Origin of the sequence: Roseburia hominis (assembly GCA_040702975.1) — a bacterium.
GTDB lineage: Bacteria > Bacillota > Clostridia > Lachnospirales > Lachnospiraceae > Allocoprococcus > Allocoprococcus hominis_A.
The window spans coordinates 2,436,904-2,453,297 of record CP159990.1 but is presented as its reverse complement, the minus strand read 5'-3'; the positions used below and the strand labels follow the sequence as shown (position 1 = coordinate 2,453,297).

At 49.6% G+C, this 16,394-nt stretch carries 14 protein-coding genes; 1 reads left to right on the top strand and 13 read right to left on the bottom strand.

Annotation, left to right across the window (positions count from 1 at the left end; all coding sequences use genetic code 11):
• Positions 1-102: 102 nt before the first annotated feature.
• From ABXS75_11295 to ABXS75_11245, 11 genes are all read right to left on the bottom strand, one after another.
• On the bottom strand, positions 103-2,739 hold the full coding sequence (locus tag ABXS75_11295; GenBank protein XCP83663.1) for a DNA translocase FtsK: 2,637 nt from the start codon (positions 2,737-2,739) through the stop codon (positions 103-105).
• 108 nt (positions 2,740-2,847) lie between these two features.
• Positions 2,848-3,492, bottom strand: a complete 645-nt coding sequence (locus tag ABXS75_11290; protein XCP87142.1) for an ATP-dependent Clp protease proteolytic subunit — start codon at positions 3,490-3,492, stop codon at positions 2,848-2,850.
• 551 nt (positions 3,493-4,043) lie between these two features.
• Complete coding sequence (locus ABXS75_11285) at positions 4,044-5,324, bottom strand: O-acetylhomoserine aminocarboxypropyltransferase/cysteine synthase family protein (GenBank protein XCP83662.1); 1,281 nt, start codon at positions 5,322-5,324, stop codon at positions 4,044-4,046.
• Positions 5,325-5,376: 52 nt separating this feature from the next.
• Positions 5,377-6,144 carry a CFI-box-CTERM domain-containing protein gene (locus ABXS75_11280; protein XCP83661.1) on the bottom strand — a complete coding sequence of 256 codons (768 nt, stop codon included), beginning with the start codon at positions 6,142-6,144 and terminating at the stop codon, positions 5,377-5,379.
• A 26-nt stretch (positions 6,145-6,170) separates the two neighbouring features.
• Positions 6,171-6,902, bottom strand: coding sequence for a YebC/PmpR family DNA-binding transcriptional regulator (locus tag ABXS75_11275; protein ID XCP83660.1), 732 nt, complete (start codon positions 6,900-6,902; stop codon positions 6,171-6,173).
• A gap of 201 nt (positions 6,903-7,103) precedes the next feature.
• Positions 7,104-7,940 carry a hemolysin family protein gene (locus ABXS75_11270; GenBank protein ID XCP83659.1) on the bottom strand — a complete coding sequence of 279 codons (837 nt, stop codon included), beginning with the start codon at positions 7,938-7,940 and terminating at the stop codon, positions 7,104-7,106.
• A gap of 21 nt (positions 7,941-7,961) precedes the next feature.
• The gene (locus ABXS75_11265) at positions 7,962-8,309 is read right to left on the bottom strand and encodes a type II toxin-antitoxin system PemK/MazF family toxin (GenBank protein ID XCP83658.1); all 348 of its coding nucleotides are present in this window, start codon (positions 8,307-8,309) and stop codon (positions 7,962-7,964) included.
• 299 nt (positions 8,310-8,608) lie between these two features.
• On the bottom strand, positions 8,609-9,772 hold the full coding sequence (gene alr, locus ABXS75_11260) for an alanine racemase (protein ID XCP83657.1): 1,164 nt from the start codon (positions 9,770-9,772) through the stop codon (positions 8,609-8,611).
• Positions 9,769-10,509 (bottom strand): NAD(P)H-hydrate dehydratase, encoded by a 741-nt coding sequence (locus ABXS75_11255; GenBank protein ID XCP83656.1) that lies wholly within the window; start codon positions 10,507-10,509, stop codon positions 9,769-9,771. Before ABXS75_11255 ends, alr begins: the two co-directional genes overlap by 4 nt.
• On the bottom strand, positions 10,433-11,317 hold the full coding sequence (locus tag ABXS75_11250; protein ID XCP83655.1) for an NAD(P)H-hydrate epimerase: 885 nt from the start codon (positions 11,315-11,317) through the stop codon (positions 10,433-10,435). Before ABXS75_11250 ends, ABXS75_11255 begins: the two co-directional genes overlap by 77 nt.
• Before the next feature lie 212 nt (positions 11,318-11,529).
• The gene (locus tag ABXS75_11245; GenBank protein XCP83654.1) at positions 11,530-12,180 is read right to left on the bottom strand and encodes a redox-sensing transcriptional repressor Rex; all 651 of its coding nucleotides are present in this window, start codon (positions 12,178-12,180) and stop codon (positions 11,530-11,532) included.
• 144 nt (positions 12,181-12,324) lie between these two features.
• On the opposite strand from ABXS75_11245, the gene abc-f reads away from it, so the two are divergent.
• Positions 12,325-14,268, top strand: a complete 1,944-nt coding sequence (abc-f, locus tag ABXS75_11240; protein ID XCP83653.1) for a ribosomal protection-like ABC-F family protein — start codon at positions 12,325-12,327, stop codon at positions 14,266-14,268.
• 242 nt (positions 14,269-14,510) lie between these two features.
• Here the strand turns inward: abc-f and ABXS75_11235 are convergent, their stop codons facing one another.
• Positions 14,511-15,707 carry an NADP-dependent isocitrate dehydrogenase gene (locus ABXS75_11235; GenBank protein ID XCP83652.1) on the bottom strand — a complete coding sequence of 399 codons (1,197 nt, stop codon included), beginning with the start codon at positions 15,705-15,707 and terminating at the stop codon, positions 14,511-14,513.
• A 28-nt stretch (positions 15,708-15,735) separates the two neighbouring features.
• Entirely contained in the window at positions 15,736-16,392 is a 657-nt protein-coding gene (locus ABXS75_11230) for a GntR family transcriptional regulator (GenBank protein ID XCP83651.1), read from the bottom strand.
• Positions 16,393-16,394: the final 2 nt, after the last annotated feature.

The window sequence follows — 16,394 nt, the reverse complement described above, 5'->3', positions numbered from 1 at the left end:
GGCTCCTCTACCAGGTGGCAGCAAATGACTTTTTACATGATATACAGATTCTAAGATCATGTATTGTTATAAACATATCATATATGACCGTTTTTCCGTATATTATACATATTCATCAATATATTGTTCAAATTCTTCCATGGACATCAAAACCTTTCTTGGCTTTGTGCCCTCTTCCTCGCCTACAACGCCGGCGTCCGCGAGCTGATCCATGATTCTTGCCGCCCGGTTAAAGCCAATCTTGAACACCCTCTGGAGCATGCCGATCGAGGCTTTGTCCTTCTCGATAATGAACTTTCCTGCCTCTGCGAAATAGGCATCCCGCTCCGAAGCGCCTCCTGCAGAACCTGGCACAGCTCCCAGATTACTGTTCACATGATTCTGAATCTCTTCGTTGTACTCCGCCGTCTCTCCGTTCTCCTTCAGATACTCGACTACCGCCTGTACCTCTTTATCGGAAACGAACGCCCCCTGCACACGCGCAGGCTTCTGGTAGCCCGCCGGGTAGAACAGCATATCGCCTTTGCCCAAAAGCTTCTCCGCTCCGTTCATGTCGATGATCGTTCGGGAATCCACTCCCGACGAAACAGAAAATGCGATTCTGGACGGCATATTTGCTTTGATAAGTCCCGTAATGACATTGACGGAAGGTCTCTGTGTCGCCAGCACCAGATGGATACCGGCAGCCCTGGCAAGCTGTGCCAGGCGGCAGATGGCCTCTTCCACCTCTCCGGGCGCCACCATCATCAGGTCCGCCAGCTCATCTACGATAATGATGATCTGCGGCATCTTCTTCAGTTTTTCCGGATCGTCAATGTCCTTGATCGCCTCTACCTTCTCGTTAAAGCCTTTCAGATCACGGACATTGTATTCCGCGAAAAACTGATATCTCTTGGTCATCTCGGCCACGGCCCAGTTCAGCGCTCCCGCCGCTTTCTTCGGATCCGTCACGACCGGTATCATCAGATGGGGAATTCCGTTATATACGCTTAATTCCACCACCTTCGGGTCGACCATGATCAGCTTCACCTCATCGGGTCTTGCCTTGTACAAAATACTCATGATCAGTGTGTTGATGCAGACGGATTTCCCCGAACCGGTAGCGCCTGCCACGAGAAGATGCGGCATTTTTCCTATGTCTGAGACCACGACTTTACCGGCAATATCCCGTCCGGTGGCAAAGGAAATCTTGGATTTGCTCTTCTTGAACTCTTCCGATTCCAGCAGATCCCGGAGCATGACCGGTGTATTTTCTTTATTCGGAACTTCGATTCCCACCGCCGCTTTTCCCGGAATGGGAGCCTCAATACGGATGTCCGCCGCTGCAAGGTTCAGCTTAATATCGTCGGCAAGTCCCACGATCTTGCTGACCTTTACGCCCATCTCCGGCTGAAGCTCGTAGCGGGTGACGGATGGACCGCAGCTGATATTCGTGATCGTCACATTGACCCCGAAGGTCTGCAGCGTCTTCTGCAATTTCATAGCGGTCTCTCTGAGATGCGCGTCAGAATCCCCGCCGTTCTTGTCCCCACGCTTTAACAGATTAATAGGTGGAAAATGATATTCTTTTTGTTTCGGTGCTGCCTGCGCGATCGTCTGCTCCACATCAGCCACTGCCTGATTTACGTCTACTTTTTCTTTTTTACCGCCTTTGCTTTTTGAAGCGGCCCCCTCTGCATTTCTCACCGCTTCGGCAGGCACGACTACGGAAGCTCCTTTTGCTTCTTCCATCGCGTCTTTCAAGAAACCCGGCACCTCGTCGCGAGGGTCTGCCGCATGCTCCGATCCTTTCTCTTCCTTCGGTTCCGGCTCCGGAATAAGTTCTCTTGCAGAAAGCGGCATCGTCCGGTTGATGACCACATCATCTAAGGAAATCTGACCAGTCTGCTCAAGAATATGCTTGGCCGCCGCTTCATCCGCGCCTGCCAGTACGCTCTCCACGTTCTTTTTCGTTCTCTTGGTCGCCTTCTTTGCAGCAGGCTTTGCCTCTTTTTTAACCGGCTCCTCCTTCGGCGGTACGTCTTCTTCCTTCTTCTCTAAGGTCGTATTAAAAGAAACTCCGGATACCTGATGGTCTGCACGTCTTTGTTCCCGTCTCTCTTCCTCCATCTGAAGACGCTTCTCTTTCTTCTCCCTCGCCTCTTCCTGATGGCGCTGCAGATCCTCTCGTGCTTTTCCATATGCTTTCACACTGCTTCTTTTGACTCCGCCCAGGATAGATTTTTCTGTGATCAAAACGATACAGATCACCATCAAAATGATTGTCACAACCCAGGTCCCTGCCGTGCCGATTGCCGGAATCATAAGGTTCGTGACCGCATCTCCGATCTTTCCGCCCTTATCGTCCAAAAGCTGGAACGTAACACAGAGCAGAACAGTAAGCACCACCCCGGCAATCATTTTTATGTAAGCTACGGAATTTCCCCTGTTCGAGATCAGGAAAGAAACTCCGCAAAACAGCAGGATTGGAAATACGTAAGCGATCCAGCCAAATAATCCCTGCATCACGTCGGCAATCTTATCTCCGATAAAACCTGCAACGCCAAAATTACTGATGATCAGAAGAATACTGACCGCCAATGTGGTCCAAATTACAATCTCAGTGGCAAGAAATGAATCGGTTCCGCTCTTTACTGCCGCCTTACTCCTGGCAGCCGTCGTTTTTTGGCGCGTGTTCCCGGTCTTTTTCGACTGGGTCTTGCGATTGGTTGTTTTCTTGTTACTTGTCTTTGAAGCCATTCAACTTCCCCCTTGAATAATAAACCCCTTATATTTCCGAAGCCAAATACTCTGGCATTCAGAACATACATATTTTATTATATCATTTGGGGAAGTCTCTGTCATTACTTAATTTTTATCAGAATTTTGTCGATTTTCAGCTATCATTTCATGCAACTTTTTCAAAGCGTCACTGATTCCACCTACTTCATCGATCAGTCCTTCGTTCACCGCCTCATTTCCTTCCAGCATCGTTCCCACATCTTTGACGAGCTGCGTAGAGTCCAGCATCAACTCCTCGATTCGCTCCTGTGTCATTTTGGAATGTTCCGCAAGGAACCCGGTGATCCGATCCTGGGTCTTTTCCATGTTTCTCAGGCTCTGCGCCACTCCGATGAACATCCCGCTGGAGCGCACCGGATGAATGATCATCGTCCCGCTCGGAACGATAAAGGAATAATCGGCTGACACTGCCAGAGGACCGCCGATAGAATGGCACCCTCCCAGGACAAGCGATACCGTAGGCTTGCTGAGAGATGCGATCATCTCTGCGATGGCCAGCCCCGCTTCCACATCGCCACCCAGCGTATTCAAAAGAATCAGCACCCCATCCACCTCTTCACTGTTTTCAATCTGAGCAAGTTTTGGAAGTAAATGTTCATATTTGGTGGCTTTCGTATTTCCGGCCACCGCTTCATGGCCTTCCACTTCCCCGATTATCGTCAAAAGCTCGATTCGCCCTTTTCTGCTCTCGCTTAAAGGCAGCGTTCCCATTTCCCGAAGATGCTCGTCTTCTGCGTTCTGCTTTTGAGCATTGTCCGCATCTGCGCTGTTTCCGTTTTCCTCTTCCCGGATAGCCTTCGCATTCCCCGACTCCCAGGCCGCCTCAGTATTCGCCTGTCCATGGCCTTCGCTGCTACAGTCTGATTCAACAAATCCACTCTTTTTTCGAATCTTATATTCTTTCACATCACTATCATCAAACATTATCGTCCTCCTGCACACCATATTTGCTATTACTATTTTTCCCAGCTTCGGCAGAACTATGTATGAAGATGCTATTTGGGGACCTTATTTGCAACAAAAAACCTGATATGGATCTCTGCACTTTTCACACAGTTTTGTAATCCATACCAGGTTTTTTTAATTTCACTCTTACCTTTCTACGAAACTCTTACTGTTTTACTATTTAAGACTTTACTCAAAATTCAATAAAGTATACCCCAAGGGCATCCCGTATGGCCATTCGGCCGTTTCACAAGGTATACCCAAGGGCATCCCGCATGGCCATTCGGCCGTTTCACAAGGTATACCCCAAGGGCATTCTAAACCGCTTCCAATGCCTGTTTCAGGTCAGCAATGATGTCGTCAATATTCTCAATTCCCACGCTGAAACGAATCAGATCCGGCTGTACGCCTGCCTCCAGCAATTCCTTATCATTCATCTGACGATGCGTATGACTTGCCGGATGCAGTACGCAGCTTCTCGCATCCGCGACATGCGTCACGATTGCGATCATCTTAAGGCTGTCCATCATCTTGACTGCTGCGTCTCTTCCACCCTTGAGGCCGAAGGTAATCACGCCGCAGGTTCCGTTCGGCATATATTTCTGTGCCAGATCATAATATTTGTCTCCTTCCAGGGAAGGGCAGTTCACCCACGCCACCTTCTCATGCCCTTTCAGGTACTTTGCTGCCGCAATGGCGTTCTCGCAGTGGCGCGGCATTCTAAGGTGCAGCGTCTCCAGTCCGATATTCAGGAGGAATGCATTCTGCGGTGCCTGAATGGAACCCAGGTCACGCATCATCTGTGAGGTCGCTTTTGTGATGTAAGCGCCTTTTCCGAAACGCTCCGTATAGACCAGCCCGTGGTAGGTCTCGTCCGGCGTCGTAAGTCCCGGGAATTTTTCTGCGTGAGCTTCCCAGTCAAAATTGCCACTGTCCACGATCACGCCGCCCACACAGGAAGCATGTCCGTCCATGTACTTGGTTGTAGAATGGGTCACGATATCGGCTCCCCACTCGAACGGACGGCAGTTAATCGGCGTTGCAAAGGTATTGTCCACGATAAGCGGAACGCCGTGCGCATGTGCTGCTTTGCCAAATTTCTCGATATCCAGCACATTCAGAGCCGGATTGGCGATCGTCTCACCTACGACCGCCTTCGTATTCTCCTGAAATGCCGCGTTCAGTTCTTCCTCTGTGCAATCCGGATCTACGAAAGTCGCTGCAATTCCCATCTTGCGGATCGTATGCGCATACAGGTTATAGGTACCGCCATATACCGCCGAAGAACAGATGATGTGATCCCCCGCCTCTGCAATATTCATGACTGCATAAAAGTTTGCCGCCTGTCCGGAGGAAGTAAGCATCGCAGCCACACCGCCTTCCAGATCGCAGATTTTTGCTGCCACTGCGTCGTTGGTCGGATTCTGAAGTCTGGTATAAAAATAGCCGGACTTCTCCAGATCGAACAGCTTGCCCATCTCATCGCTGTCGTCATATTTAAAGGTCGTACTCTGATAGATCGGCAGAACCCTTGCCTCCCCATTCTTCGGTGTGTAACCCGACTGGATACACTTTGTCTCAATCCTGTAATCGCTCATACTTGCTCCTCCTTCGCATACTCATTCGTTTGCTTTTTTCAAACATATTCTATTACTGAACCGGATACAGATATTTCTCTTCCAGTTCATATACCATATCCGTATAGACCTTCTGGCATTCCATCTTCCTGCCCTCTTCGATCAGTTCCACGCACCTGCTCAGATATTCTTCCCAGATCTTGCGGTAAATCTCATCGGCGTGCTCCATACGGCTGATTCTCTTTACGATGGTCGGCGCCACGTTATAATACTCATGGATCACCCTGTAACCGTCCTTGCTGCCGGCCAGATATCCGTCACGGTACTCCCTGAGCAGATTCAGCTCATAACAGTCATCCGGTTTCCCCAGACTCTCACAGACGGCGGTGGTGATATAGCAGGGATGTGATTTGAAACCACCCTGAATCTCCTCGAAAGTCGATTTCCCGATATCCATATCACTGTCATTGTCATTCCAAAGCTCGATCATGCGGTCCACAACCAGCTCCATCACAGGAACTCTTCCATAACGGAAAATTGGGATCACAAACGTCACCATTCCCAGGTTATACTTCATAAGTACCGTATCTCTCCTGCGCTTTGTCCGCTCTTTTTCAAGAATCTCCCGCATACGCCCCGGAATCACGAAAGCTACTTCCTCCACGGACTGCTTCTGATCCTCGGCTTCCTCACACATCCTGGCAATCTTCTCCATAAGTGGACGGTATTTCTCATACTGGTCCCGGAATATCTGCTCATAGGTCTTCTTTTTAAATTCTCCTGACAAGGGAAGAATCATATCAAACAACTGATTCAGTCCCTCCTGTATCTCATGAGTCATCGCTCTTCCTCCCGGTCCTGGGAAAATTATTCCTCCCAGTTGTGATAAACCTCCTGGACGTCATCGTCATCCTCCAGAAGGTCAAGTGTCTTCTGAATGTTCTTGATATCCTCTTCATTCTCCAGCTTGACCCAGGTCTGCGGAATCATGGTCACCTCTGCGCTTGCCATAGGAATTCCCGCTTCCTCAAGCGCAAGACGCACCTCGCTGAAATCATCCGGATCCGTGAGGACCTCAAAGCTGTCCTCCTCCTCGCTGAAATCTTCTGCTCCCGCATCCAGCGCCTGCATCATCAGATCGTCGGCATCCATCTCACACTCTTCTTTATCGATGATAATCTGTCCCTTCTTGTCGAACATGAAAGAAACGCAGCCGCTGGTTCCGACATTTCCCTTTCCTTTGGTAAATGCACTTCTTACATTAGAGGCTGTACGGTTGCGGTTATCGGTCAGCGCTTCCACGATGATAGCCGTTCCGTTTGGTCCATAGCCCTCGTATACGATACGCTCGTAATTGTTGGCATCTCCGTCACCGGCTGCTTTCTTGATGCTTCTGTCAATGTTATCATTCGGCATATTGTTGGCCTTTGCCTTCGCGATCGCGTCACGCAGACGACTGTTGCTCGCCGGATCAGCGCTGCCGCCTTCTTTAACGGCCACTGCGATCTCACGGCCCAGCTTTGTAAAGATCTTTCCTTTTGCTGCGTCATTTTTTTCCTTTTTATGCTTGATGTTTGCAAATTTTGAATGTCCTGACATTGTCTCTACCTCTCCTATGTATGATTATTTTTCACTGCCCGGCATACGAAATCCCCTCTCCGGGAAGACATCCTTATACGCCTGACAATACAGACGCAGAATTCCCCTTTAGAATCCCCCGCCTGTATCTCTTTCTTTTCTATCGTTTACTTGCTTTATTCTAACACTCTTTTTTCTCCCTGACAAGAGTCAAATCACGTGCTAATTCCTTATGATCCGCACCTTGCGTATGGTATTATTGTCCACGGAAAGCACCTGGAATACATAGTCCTCGAACTGCACCGTACATTTTTCATCTTCCGATGGAATCCGATCCAGACGGTCAACCAGATACCCATTCAAGGTATCATAATCTTCCTCCTCAAAATTCACATCGAGAAGCTCCTCCAGATCTTCAAGCTGCGTCATACCGTCCACCAGGTAGGTCCCGTCGCTCTGACGCACGATCAGCTCTTCCTCCTCATCGTACTCATCCTGAATATTTCCAACGATCTCTTCAATGATATCTTCCATGGTAACGATTCCGGCCGTCTGCCCGTACTCATCGATCACCACCGCCATATGCGAACGGTTGTGCTGCATCTGCTGGAACAATTTATCGATGCTTCTGGTCTCCGGCACAAAACTGACCGGACGCAGAAATTCTTTCAATTCTTTGATCGGTACATTCCTGAGCGACTCGTTAAAATAACATTTCATCGCGTCACGCAGATGAATCCGTCCGATAATATTATCGATGTCACCCTCATAGACCGGAAGTCTGGAATGATTCTCCTCCAGAATAAAATTCAGCGCCTCTGAAAGTGTGGAGGTGCCGTCCAGCGCCACCACGTTCTTGCGGTGAGTCATAATATCCTTGGCATCTTCGTCCATATAGCCGAAAATGTTGCAGATCATCTTCATCTCCCGCTTTGCCAGAACTCCCTTTTGATATCCTTCCTCCACCTTGTCGATAATCTCTTCCGCTATACGCTCCTTATCTTCATTATCCGAAAATACTCTTCGCATTTTTTGCAGTAAACTGCTACCCTCGTCCATAACTCGTAATAAATCTCCTTACTATGTATGAAGCATCAGGCTTACACATAATGCCTCATCAACCTTTCTCATCAGTTCCCGGTCCACATGACACACAAAATCCTTCAGCCGCTGTTTGTCAACGGTCCGGATCTGCTCCAGGAGGACCACCGAATCCTTCACAATGTGGTACCTGCCTGCGGAGACCTCCACATGCGTAGGCAGCTTTGCCTTGTTCATTCTGGAAGTCACTGCCGCACAGATCACGGTCGGACTATGCCTGTTTCCCACATCATTCTGTATGATCAGGACCGGACGGATCCCGCCCTGTTCCGAGCCCACCACCGGGCTTAAGTCTGCATAAAATATATCTCCACGTCTTACCTGCACTTTCTTCACTCTCCGCTTTCAAGATAACAGAAGTATTGCCAGTTTTTCCCGGAAGTATACCAAATGGCATCCCATATGGCCATTCGGCCGTTTCATAAGGTATACCCAATGGCATCCCGTATGGCCATTCGGCCGTTTCATAAGGTATACCGTGCATCTCCGTCAGTTCACCTGAAACGAAATCTTTCGCAGGGGACGCAGTCCTCATCGTCTCTCTATTTTGAGCAGCCATTTTCCCGTCAAATGGTGTCCCAATCCTTTTAAGTATACAATTAACCCGCCGTAAGCGCAATAGTATCCTAAAAATAATCTCTCTGATCCACCACTTTGCCGCCTTTTATATATTCCCGCGGTACCCGTTTATTGATATCGCATACGAATTCATAATTGAACCTCCCCGACAGCTCACTGAGCACCTCAACAGGAAGATTTTCCTCGCCATCTGTTCCGACCAGTGTAACCTGGTCTCCAAACTGTACCTCAGGGATATGCGTGACATCTACCATGAACTGATCCATGCACACCCGGCCGAGGATCGGCGCCTTTTGCCCCCGGATCAGTACATACCCCTTTCCGGACAGACTCCGCGGATACCCGTCCCCGTAACCGGCCGGTATCGTCGCAATACGCATTCTCTCCGGCGCCGTAAAGGTTCCGCCGTAGCTGATCTCGGTTCCCTTTTCGATCCATTTCACATGGGTCACATGCGCGAGAAGGGACAGGGCCGGTTTCAGCGGGACTGCCGTTTTTTCCACTTCCTCCGACGGATAAAGCCCGTAGATCGAGATTCCCGCCCGCACCAGATTGGAATGCAGATGCGGGCTGTCGATGATTCCCGCGCTGTTGGAAACATGGTAATAGGCAAAGTTAAGTCCCTTTCCCTCCAGTTCGTTACGAAGCCACTGATATTTTTCAAACGCCTGATGCATGGAGGTCTTATCCCTTTCATCTGCCCTTGCAAAATGCGTGAACATACCCTCCAGCGTGAGACCTGCAAGTTTCTGAATGCGCAGGATTTCCTCCACGCTTTCCTGATTCACCGCAAATCCGAGCCTTGACATTCCCGTATCCACCTTAATGTGCAGATACGCCGTCTTTCCCATGCGGACCGCAGTCTCAGATACGAGCTTTGCTATCTCTTCCGAGTAGCAGGTCATGCGGATCTCCCCTTCGATCATCTCCTCGAACTGGTCCGGGAAAATGCAGCCCAGACAGAGAATCGGCTTTTTAATCCCTGCTTTGCGGAGCAGAAGTCCTTCCTCCAGAAGAGCGACTGCGTATCCCCAGATGTACTCTTCTGGTTCCAGCATAAGTGCGATGGGGACCGCGCCGTGTCCATACCCATCGGTCTTGATCACTGCGATCATTTTCATATCTTTATCCAAATTGGCACGCATCATTTCCATGTTATACATCACGGCGTCCAGATCCACGACTGCACGAAGCCTGCTGTATTTCTTCATCTTTTTTCTTCCTCCAATGTCCGTAATATCTCAGATAACGCCTCGGCAATATCTCCTGCAAGTACGCTGTACGCTCCTTTTTCCTTCCGCACCGCATCTCCTGCCAGACCGTGCAGATACACGCCCAGCGCTGCGGCTTCGTAAGTCGGGAGCTTTTGCGCCAGAAGTCCGGTGATCACGCCGGATAGCACATCCCCGGCTCCGCCTTTTGCCATAGCCGCATTCCCGGTCAGATTCAGACAAAGTGCCCGCCCGGGAGCTGCTGTCAGCGTCCGGCTGTCTTTCAGCGCACAGACCACCTGTTCTTTCTGTACGAACTCTCTAAGCATTTTAGCCCGGCAGGCCCGGATCTCCTCCACCGGACATGCGGACAGCCGGGACATTTCTTTCATGTGCGGAGTCAGCACATAGCGGTCCGCCATAAAGGAATAGCCCGCTCTTTCTTCCTCACCAAGTCCGGCAAGTATGTTCAGTCCGTCCGCATCGATCACACAGGGCTTCGTGTTGTACGTAAGGACCGTTCTTACCAGTTCTTTGGACACATCGCTTTGCCCCAGACCACAGCCCATACAGATCACATCTGCCCAGTCAAGCAGCTCCAGGAGTGTTTCTTTTTGACTGCTCTTGGGGAAATCTGCACGCTGCTCACCGGCTGGCGCCTCATATGTGGTGAGCACCGCTTCCGGCAAAAGCCTGCAGAATCTGCCGATTCGATTCCTCGGTATAGATCTGCACAAGCCCTGCCCCCGTCAGATAGGCCGCCTTTGCCGCCAAATAGGCTGCGCCGGACATTCCCTTGCTTCCGGTGATCATCAGAACCCTTCCAAAGGTGCCTTTATGAGAATCTGCCGGACGAACAGGCATCTGCCGCCTTAGGTCCGCTCTTTCCAGTGAACAGTAGACCTCATCGCTAAGCTCCAGCGCCTGATTACGAATTCCAATTGGGCGCACGACAGTTCTTCCCGAATAATCGCAGCCCGGATAAAAATACTGTCCTGCCTTGCCGTAAGCAAACGTTACCGTCAGATCCGCCCGAAAAGCACAGCCAAGTATCTGCCCCGTATCCGCCGAAATTCCGGAAGCAATGTCGATCGCGACTTTCGCTCCCTTATAGCGGTTCATCTGTTCGATGATTTCCCGGTATCTTCCTTCTATGATCCTGGAAAGCCCGATTCCAAAAACGGCGTCTATAATTACACTATATTCCCGATCCGGCAAACTGTTGCCAAAAGACACGCCCAGTTTTTCAAGGATCTCCATCTGGGCCCTCATCTCCTGGCTGCGAGACGACATATTTCCCACAAAGACGACCTCCGGTGTATATCCTTCCTCAAAAAGAAGCCTTGCCACCGCGACTCCGTCTCCGCCATTATTGCCTGATCCACACACGATCAGCGGCTTTGTCAGGTCAATTTGTTCCTCTTTCATGACTTCTACGCACCGAAGAGCCGCCCTCTCCATAAGCACCAGCGAGGGAATCCCGATCTCGCATATCGTAGCCATATCCGACGCTTTCATCTGTTCGGCCGTTAAAATATATCTCATCTTCTTTTTCCTCTCCACTTTCGAGTTACCGAGATGAACGTCCACCGGACGTTCACTTAGGCATGCTTGGCAACCGAGATGAACGTCCACCGGACGTTCACTTAGGCATGCTTGGCAACCGAGATGAACGTCCATCGGGCGCTCACTTAGGTATGCTCAGCAACGCAATAACGTGCAGGAAATCTTCTCATTCCTACACGTCAGCCTCTCAACTATTTCTCAGTTTTATGTTCGTCATTGTAACGGGTAATGTTATAGGACAGTCTCATCAAACTTTCTGACAAATGAACATTCTCCACAATAATATTATCCGGCAAGTTCAGGTCTGTATGTGCGAAATTCCAGATTGCCTTCACCCCTCCTGCAACTAACAAATTCGCGACCTCCACTGCCTTCGCCTTCGGAATCGACAGAACCCCAATTTCTATATCTGTCTTTTGCAGGAACTCCTGCAGCTCGTCCATCATACGAATCTCAATACCCCGAATCGTCACGCCGGCCAGTCTTGGATTCACATCAAAAAGGCCTTTTAAAATAAATCCTCGCTTTTCAAACGCCGTGTAATTCGCAAGTGCCTGGCCCAGATTACCTGCACCGATAATGATCATATTGTGTGTCTCATCAAGTCCGAGAATCTTACCTATCTCTGTATAAAGATATTTCACATTATAGCCGTATCCCTGTTGTCCGAATCCACCGAAATTGTTCAGATCCTGGCGGATCTGGGACGCTGTCACCTTCATTCTTTTACTTAAATCGTTAGAGGAAATCCTCTCAACTCCATGTTCCAACAGCTCACCAAGGTAACGATAGTATCTAGGAAGTCTGCGAATTACTGCCTGAGAAATCTCTCTACCTTCCACCTAGTTTCCACCTTCCTTTTGCTTTCTTTATCCATTATAGTAAATCGACTTAAAAATGTCAAACAATAGTGGTTGTTTTTTATTCTATTTTCGATATAATGGTTTAGACGGTACCATTTTACATAGAATAAGGAGGGTAAACAAATGATACTGGCATGTCATAATCTGACAAAAGCATTCGGGGACCAGATCATCGTATCCGGTGGCTCCTTCCATATAGAAGATCGTGAAAAAGCGGCGCTGGTAGGACTAAATGGCGCCGGCAAATCCACGATCCTAAAAATGATCGTAGGGGAGCTTCCCGCGGACGACGGGAATGTGATCCTCACAAAAGGCAAGACCCTTGGATATCTCGCGCAGCATCAGGACCTGATGAGCGGCCGCAGCATTTACGAGGAGGTAAAGACGGCGAAGGCGGATATTATCGAGATGGAGCGTCAGATCCGCCAAATCGAACTGGAACTGCCTCATTTGACCGGCGAGGAGTTGGAAAACCGTCTTTTAGTCTACCAGCGGCTCACCTCCGCCTTTGAACATGCCGACGGATATGCTTACAAAAGCGAGATTACCGGCGTGTTAAAAGGACTTGGTTTTGCGGAGGAGGAATTCACCAAACAGGTAGATGCCCTGTCGGGTGGTCAGAAGACCCGGGTCTCTTTGGGAAAGCTCCTTCTTGTGCGCCCGGACATCCTGCTCCTTGACGAGCCGACCAACCATCTGGATTTAAACTCCATCGCCTGGCTGGAGACGTATCTGATGAACTATCCGGGAGCTGTTCTCATCGTCTCCCACGACCGCTATTTCCTGAACCGCGTTGTCACCAAAGTGATCGAGGTGGAAAATGGCGACCTTCATACCTACCTGGGGAACTACTCTGTTTTTGCCGAACAGAAAAGGCAGCTTCGCGATGCCCGCTTAAAAGAATACTTAAACCAGCAGCGCGAAATCAGGCACCAGGAGGCCGTGATCGAAAAACTGCGCTCCTTCAACCGGGAGAAATCGATCCGCCGCGCCGAGAGCCGTGAGAAAATGCTGAACAAAATGACCCGGATCGAGAAGCCGGTGGAGATGAACACGGAGATCCATCTGACGCTGGAGCCTTCCCGCATCAGCGGCAATGATGTTCTTAAGGTCGAAGGCCTTGGCAAGGCGTTCCCGCCGCAAACTCTGTTTCAGGACGTGAATTTTGAGATCAAGCGCGGAGAACATGTGGCAGTCATCGGGGATAACGGAACCGGGAAGACCACGCTGCTTAAGATCCTGAATCGTGTGATCTCTGCGGATAAAGGCTCTTTTACCCTGGGAACAAATGTGGAGATCGGTTACTACGACCAGGAGCATCATGTTCTTCACATGGACAAGACGATTTTTGAAGAAATTTCCGACGATTATCCGAAGCTCACCGGAACCCAGATCCGCAATATGCTGGCGGCTTTTCTCTTTACCGGAGACGATGTCTTTAAACGGATCGGCGACCTAAGCGGAGGCGAAAGGGGACGCGTATCCCTCGCCAAGCTGATGCTGTCCGAGGCGAATTTCCTGATTCTGGACGAGCCGACCAACCACCTGGATATCACCTCCAAAGAGATTCTGGAAAAGGCGCTCAATGATTATACGGGAACGGTCCTTTATGTCTCTCATGACCGTTACTTCATCAATCAGACCGCTACCCGGATCCTGGATCTGGTAAACCATACCTTTATCAATTATATTGGCAATTATGATTATTATCTGGAGAAAAAAGAGGCGCTTACCGCCATTTACAGCTCTGCTCCTTCCGATGGTAATGCGCGCTTTGGGGACGCAAGCGTTCCCGCCGGAAGTGCTCCTGCTCCCACCCAGTCCAAATTAAGCTGGCAGGAACAAAAGGAGGAACAGGCCCGCCTTCGCAAACGGCAGAATGAGCTGAAACGCACCGAGGAGCGGATCACTGTCCTGGAAGAGCGCAATGTGGAAATTGATGAGCTGATGACGCAGGAGGAAGTCTATACCAACTCCGTCAGATGCCAGGAGCTGGCCCACGAAAAAGAAGCCAATGAGGAAGAACTGGCAGGACTTTATGAGAAGTGGGAAGAGCTGGCTGAGTAAAATGATTTCTTGAGAACACAGGCAAACAACCGAGATGAAGGTCCACTGGACCTTCACTTAGGTATGCTTGGCAGCCGAAACAAGGTCCACTGGACCTCGTTTCAGGCACGCTTGGCGACAAAAACAGAGCCCTTCGTCCGGTGAACCATATTCACCTTGGACGGGGGCTCATTTGCTAAGCATACTTAACTTCCACCGAAGGGTCAGCCCAAACACTAACCAACCACATTTTCTATCTTATACTATAATCTTTCAGCAATCGCTTTGATAAATTCCTCACTGTTCAGGACATTCGGGTTCTCCATCGTTGTGATGAGTGCCAGATCCTTTGTCATATTGCCGGATTCGATGGTATCGATGGTCGCCTTCTCCAATCTGTCGGCAAATTCCATCAATTCCTGATTGCCATCTAACTCCCCGCGCTTTCTGAGGGCTCCTGTCCACGCAAATATAGTCGCAACGGAGTTCGTGGAGGTCTCCTCCCCTTTCAAATGCTTGTAATAGTGGCGCTGTACGGTTCCGTGCGCCGCCTCATATTCATAGTAGCCTTCCGGGGATACCAGCACCGAGGTCATCATGGCAAGGGAGCCAAACGCAGAGGAGACCATGTCGCTCATGACATCTCCGTCATAGTTCTTACAAGCCCAGATATAGCCACCCTCTGATTTCATGACCCGTGCCACGGCATCGTCGATCAGCGTATAGAAATACTCGATTCCGGCTGCCTCAAACTTCTCTTTGTACTCTGCATCGAAGATCTCTTGGAAAATGTCCTTGAAGGTATGGTCATACTGTTTGGAAATGGTATCCTTCGTCGCGAACCACAGGTCCTGCTTCGTATCCAGTGCATAAGCAAAACAGCTCCTTGCAAAGCTCGCGATCGAATCACTGATATTGTGCATGCCCTGTACGATTCCGGCTCCGGCAAATTCATGTACCAGCTCTTTTTTCGTGGTTCCGTCCGCGGCAGTATAGACAAGCTCCACCTTTCCAGGTCCCGGGATCTTCATCTCCGTTCCTTTATAGACGTCACCGTAGGCATGTCTTGCGATGGTGATCGGTTTCTTCCAGTTCTTCACGCAGGGCTCAATTCCCTTTACCACGATCGGTGTACGAAATACGGTTCCGTCAAGAATCGCACGGATCGTTCCATTGGGGCTCTTCCACATTTCTTTTAAGTCATACTCTTTCATGCGGGCGGCATTTGGCGTGATCGTCGCACATTTTACCGCTACCTTATATTTTTTCGTGGCATTTGCGCTGCAGGCGGTCACCTGATCGTCCGTCTCGTTGCGGTGCTCCAGCCCAAGATCATAATACTCGGTCTTTAAGTCAATATATGGCAGCAAGAGATTGTCTTTGATCATCTTCCAGAGAATCCTGGTCATCTCATCTCCGTCCATCTCAACGATTGGTGTAGTCATCTGAATTTTACTCATGTTGTGTGTGCCCCTTTCTTTACAATGGTTATTTGTTTTCCAGTTCGGGCTCCTTTTCCATATGCAGGTTCACCATCACATGCATAATATGCGAATTCGCCAGTTTTTCGGCTTCCTCCAGCTTATTTGCACGGATCGCATCAAGAATCTCTCTGTGCTCCTCGATGGATTTTCTGGCCCGCTCCTCTGTTTTCACAGAATTATTTCTTGCCAACTGTACATATTTATGAAAATCAGAAAGTACATGTTTTAGGATCCGGCTCTTAGAGGCCTCGTATAAAATCTGGTGAAACTTTCCGTCCAGCTCCGTGAGCTGCTCTGCATTTCCCTTATCCAGATGATACTGTGACAGCAAAATGATCTCATCTAATTCTTCAAGCTGCTCTTCGGTGATATGTTCCGCGGCCCAGCGGACACATAAACCCTCCAGCATCGAACGGATCACATAGATATCTCTTACGTCCTCCTTCGAGATCCCATTCACATAGGCGCCCTTGTTGGGAATGATCTCGACCAGTCCTTCGAGTTCGAGCTGACGAAGCGCCTCGCGCACCGGAGTACGGCTGACGCCCAGCTCCTTCCCCAGCGTCGCTTCTCTAAGCTCGTCGTGCTGCTTGTACTTTCCTTTCAGGATATTCTCTCTGATTGTTTGAAATACCTGACTTCTCAATGAATAATCTTCCATTA

What these genes read in the sequence shown, in the direction of transcription:
- ABXS75_11295 (XCP83663.1), bottom strand. Translation starts at nt 2,739, where the DNA reads ATGGCTTCAAAGACAAGTAACAAGAAAACAACCAATCGCAAGACCCAG.
- ABXS75_11290 (XCP87142.1), bottom strand. Translation starts at nt 3,492, where the DNA reads ATGGGAACGCTGCCTTTAAGCGAGAGCAGAAAAGGGCGAATCGAGCTT.
- ABXS75_11285 (XCP83662.1), bottom strand. Translation starts at nt 5,324, where the DNA reads ATGAGCGATTACAGGATTGAGACAAAGTGTATCCAGTCGGGTTACACA.
- ABXS75_11280 (XCP83661.1), bottom strand. Translation starts at nt 6,144, where the DNA reads ATGACTCATGAGATACAGGAGGGACTGAATCAGTTGTTTGATATGATT.
- ABXS75_11275 (XCP83660.1), bottom strand. Translation starts at nt 6,902, where the DNA reads ATGTCAGGACATTCAAAATTTGCAAACATCAAGCATAAAAAGGAAAAA.
- ABXS75_11270 (XCP83659.1), bottom strand. Translation starts at nt 7,940, where the DNA reads ATGGACGAGGGTAGCAGTTTACTGCAAAAAATGCGAAGAGTATTTTCG.
- alr (XCP83657.1), bottom strand. Translation starts at nt 9,772, where the DNA reads ATGAAGAAATACAGCAGGCTTCGTGCAGTCGTGGATCTGGACGCCGTG.
- ABXS75_11250 (XCP83655.1), bottom strand. Translation starts at nt 11,317, where the DNA reads ATGAGATATATTTTAACGGCCGAACAGATGAAAGCGTCGGATATGGCT.
- abc-f (XCP83653.1), top strand. Translation starts at nt 12,325, where the DNA reads ATGATACTGGCATGTCATAATCTGACAAAAGCATTCGGGGACCAGATC.
- ABXS75_11235 (XCP83652.1), bottom strand. Translation starts at nt 15,707, where the DNA reads ATGAGTAAAATTCAGATGACTACACCAATCGTTGAGATGGACGGAGAT.
- ABXS75_11230 (XCP83651.1), bottom strand. Translation starts at nt 16,392, where the DNA reads ATGGAAGATTATTCATTGAGAAGTCAGGTATTTCAAACAATCAGAGAG.